This window comes from Parabacteroides sp. AM58-2XD (assembly GCF_003463685.1).
In the GTDB taxonomy this organism is placed as follows: Bacteria; Bacteroidota; Bacteroidia; order Bacteroidales; family Tannerellaceae; genus Parabacteroides; species Parabacteroides segnis.
Genome location: NZ_QSDP01000193.1, coordinates 1 through 4,479, shown reverse-complemented (window position 1 = coordinate 4,479; position 4,479 = coordinate 1). Strand labels below are relative to the sequence as shown.

The window sequence follows — 4,479 nt, the reverse complement described above, 5'->3', positions numbered from 1 at the left end:
GAATCTTATTCCATTTTTTTACTGGTTCACTCTTTGTCTTCCTTTCTTTCAATGGTTTGACATATTACAAATCTATCTTTTTTATCTTATCGAAATTCTATCTGCCAAAACTAAGGTATTTTTTAGTTTTCTAATTATTCTATATAGAGAGGAAAAGATATTTCTTCTTTTCTCGTTATTTCCAATTCAGTGGACAGAACTGTCTGTTCCGTCAAATATAAATCCCAGAGTTTTATCAAGTCTCCGGCAACTCTTTTACTAAAAATAAAGGGGGTGTCACAAAAGTCAGTTTTGTCATGGCGGACTTGAGCCGCCAACTCATACCAGGTTAATATACATTATTAATATGCGATCCCGGGACAAGCCCGGGATGACAGGATAGTGACTTTTGACACACCTCCTCTTATATTAAAAAGATTTCGAATTTATAATTCTATCTCTTGTCTATACCAGGTCCAAGGATTGATGCCAATTTCAACAGAGATGAAACTTTCTTCTTCTTCATCTTTCTTGCCTGGATCCGGTTCAGGAATAATCGGATAACCCGGAGTCTTTATATCCTTGATAGCAATATCATATACAGAATTACGCACCACGCCAAACTCTCCGAGCTTATTGTTCGTGTTATCCGTATCATTATCATGCTTAATCATAATAACATGATAGCCTTCTCCTCCTTCGTAATAAGACACATTTCCATAAGCGGCTGCTCCATATGTTTTAACACCAGCCTGCTCAAATGATGCAGCAATTTTCTGAGCTCCATCAGCTATACTACTATAGATATTATCATCAAGCTTAGCCTGAAATGCAGCAGCTGTAGGAAGAGTAATAGCAGTCACGTTTGGTACAGAATACTTTACCAACGAATCCAGATACGCACCAAATGCATTAGTCACCGAAGTCTGAAGATAATCATCCGGAGCTTGGTCTGTATATTTTGCTGTTAATTCTGCTTCAATGTACTTCACTACCAATTTGTAAGAATAATATCCATCAGTACCAATTTTAATCCAAGCACTTCCGGGATTAACTTTTCCTGAAGCATCCACATCGTTATCGCTATTAGTAGTCCCATTATAAGTTCCACCGTTATTCGGGAGTTGTAATCCTTTAGGCTGACTTACCACCTTCAACAAAACATGTGTAGTGTAGGCCTGGTAGTTATCATTTTCTTCCTGCGTATTCTCCAAGCAATACAAAGCTGGGATCTTAGAGGCATTGGGACCTGTAGAGTCAGCTGTTGCAGTGACCCAGGATGGTGCAGAAGCATGCGTATAATAAGCATAATTATCCGTATATGGAGTGGTTGTTATATTCGCCATAGACGTTTTCTGCCCATCGTAATTCGGGTCTACCCTGTAAGAACCGAAATGCCATTTATCAAACGGAGTGATACAACCACGAGCCGTTGTTTCCAACCACGTCTTAGTTCTCTCAGACATCGGGTAGTATTTTTTATTAGTCACATTCAATGTCCATCCGACAGTATTGATATCGAGAGTGGATTGCGGATAATTAACATCCGCAAACAAACGTACTTTTGCAGCTACACGGTCTACGGTAACTTTATAAGGTTTGCCTTCCGCCTCACCTGCAGTCGCATAAGTTACCAAATCATTATCTGTTACAGTAACCGAACTACCTGCATCTGTAATCGTTGTCGGTTCCAGCTTGCCTTTGGCATTGGTCATCATAAAGCTATTCTGATTTGTACCGCCGATAACCGCACCGACACTGGTATTAGCAATAATTTTATTTACGTCATCGAATGTACTGGCAGAAGCCACGTTTGTTGTAAAATCAGAAGATGGATTTAATATGATCATAAAAGCTTTCGAATTCTTATCCACTTTAAAAGCCTTTGTCGGGGTTCCGCCAGGCTGTCCCGGAGTACCTATTTCAGGGTCTCCCGTCCCCCATGACAATTTAGTCAACAATGCCGGATCATTCGATCCTGTAAGATGGCTATCAAAGAAAAGGGCCATCATCGTATTGACTTTCGATTCATCAGCCGTACCATTTTCCTGATCAGGATCATGCAAAGCCTTGGTAGTTGTCGTTGTCACAACATTCAGAGAGACCCAGGCGTCACCTCCTGCACTGGAGTTACCACCACCATCCTCTCCTCCATCCGGGAGACTTTCACTACACGCTGCAAACATAAAAGATGCAAGTGCAAACATTAAGAAGTTCTTCTTTTTCATTTCACTCAATTTTAATTAGTCATTTTTACTCATTTATTTATCTCATTTTATTCTCTATCTCAGCAATATTCGCTTTTTTCTTCGCCAACTCATTCAGATTATCTTTGGCTGTTTCCAACCCTGAATCAGCTGCTACTTTCAAATATTCCCCGGCCTGGTCATAGTCTCCTTTCAATAAAGCGACTACACCCAGCGAATTGATATATTCCGGTTCTTTTGAGTTTACCTTATTCAGATAACGCTCAGCTGCAACCAGATCATTACGCAGGATAGCTGCCGCTGCCGCATTCATATTGGCAATCTCATTTTCAGGATACATCCGTACGGCAACTTCGAAGACATCGACAAACTCCTGCGAACCGGCCGGATAACTATTGGCAACCATGAACATTTCATTCAGGCTCAGATTCTGCGGACGCGTTTTGATTACCTCCTTCGCTTCTTCCACATCGAAATTCTTTACATTAAAGTTTACTTTACAAACAGCAACACGCAAACGCGGATATACATTTCTCAGCAAAGACTGATAAGGCCCCCTCCCGAACTGTTTAACTTCGTTTTTCTTTCTGTGTCGACCGGATTATTATCGATGATTGCCAGTATCTCATTTTTATATTCTATATCGCCGGCATTAAGCGCTTTCACCAAACCGTCCCAGTTCTCACCACCGAAGACGGTATGATACTGGCTGCGTGAGAAATCGTAACGGGTCAACAGATAATCGCGCAACGCTACCGCACGTCCTTCGGACAATCGTTTATTGTTTGCCAGTGAGCCTTCAGGCGATGCGTAACCGATAATATCCAGATCTTTCACTTCGACACTCGGATCGGATTTCAATTCGTCGATCATCGAACGGATCTTTGCCAGTTCCTGCGGGTTGTTCATATATTCGGGCCGGATATTCGTCTTGTTCACTTCGAAATCAAGGAAACTTTCCACCTGTATGTCACGTCGTTTGGTCTCTTCGACTACCGGTTTAACAAAAGCCATATGAGGCACTATGACGTAGGGTTCCGGTATGTATTCCAGCGTTACTCGATCTGCAACCGGCTCCACCTTCATCAATAACGTCTCACCACAACCACATTCATCCCGCTGCATATCCAGATGAGCGTCAGCCATCCATGATTCATAGGGAAGGATATAGCGATACCGGATGGTTTCGTTTGTCGGTTTATTTACTTTCTTAACGATATAAGGTTTTTCATAACCAGCCTTCTCTGCCGCATTCATCAGAGAAAGCGAACGTTCGTAAACCCGGTATTCATCTCTCCCTTTCATTGTTACTTTAGGCAAATTACAGCCTTTTTCCGAAGAAATCAACTGCGGAATCAAGTCCACCCCACGGGTTGATTTGACTTTTACCCCGTTCAGGACAATGTCCATATCTATATAAAGAAAATCGCCCGCCTGTTCCAACCGTACGGGATTCACAATAATATTTCCTTCATAAGAACGTGACTGAGCCTTTACCTGAAGAACATTCAAACAGGTAAAAGCTAACAGGCATATAATGAATTGTATATTCCTTTTCATCATACTTCTTTTATTTAATCAGATAAATAATTGACAACGCGGCTTTTGTCGGACCGAAATAGTTCCGCCCGGTATCTTTCAGTTTGGAACCACACTCCGCACAAGGATATTTTTCATATTCTATACGTGCATATCCCAAACCGATAGAGGCTTCTATACTCCACCGTTTCTTTAATATCCAGGAATGCCCAACCGAAAGACCTCCTCCATACAGATGCCCCTGATACCGGTTCTTTTGCATATTTTCGCTAAAAAGCCTGGTAATCCACCAACATTGAAATCGGCATAATGCGCATGCAACCCGACAAACGTCCGGTTGAAACTTTCGCAGAACCAATAACGAATTTCCGGCTGTACTCCCCAATGACGCAAACGCCTGCCATTGTCTGGTTTCCACGGATTATAGTTGACCGGAATGTCCAATGTCCATTTACGGGCCAACCCAACTCCAATCCCAGATTCATCGTTGTAGTTGCGTCATACAAAAGATTACTTTTAAGCGCAATTTTCTGAGCCTTACTTTCTATGGTCAGGCATCCGAGTATAAAAATCAGGAGTATCAATGCTCTTTTCATCTATTTTATTTTTTACTTCCTAACTGAATAATATCTAATTTGGTATTGGATGGAATACATACAGAAGAGGTCACCAGCAATAAGATGAAAATAAAGCCTTTATATATTTTATATTTTCTTACAACCATTAATAACATTACTTTCCCAATCATTATAAA

1 protein-coding gene and 2 pseudogenes are annotated in these 4,479 nt (G+C 41.2%); all 3 read right to left on the bottom strand.

Annotated elements, in window-relative coordinates; genetic code table 11:
* Window positions 1-425 precede the first annotated feature (425 nt).
* The 3 genes and pseudogenes from DXA15_RS24555 to DXA15_RS24545 all read right to left on the bottom strand — a co-directional run bounded on the left by DXA15_RS24555 (window position 426) and on the right by DXA15_RS24545 (window position 4,321).
* Entirely contained in the window at window positions 426-2,207 is a 1,782-nt protein-coding gene (locus DXA15_RS24555) for an Mfa1 family fimbria major subunit (protein ID WP_128135789.1), read from the bottom strand.
* Between the two features lie 37 nt (window positions 2,208-2,244).
* Window positions 2,245-3,749, bottom strand: a pseudogene (locus DXA15_RS24550) (DUF3868 domain-containing protein).
* 7 nt (window positions 3,750-3,756) lie between these two features.
* Window positions 3,757-4,321: pseudogene (locus DXA15_RS24545) on the bottom strand (DUF3575 domain-containing protein).
* Window positions 4,322-4,479 lie beyond the last annotated feature (158 nt).

Coding starts and splice junctions, on each gene's coding strand:
- DXA15_RS24555 (WP_128135789.1), bottom strand. CDS start 2,207: ATGAAAAAGAAGAACTTCTTAATGTTTGCACTTGCATCTTTTATGTTT.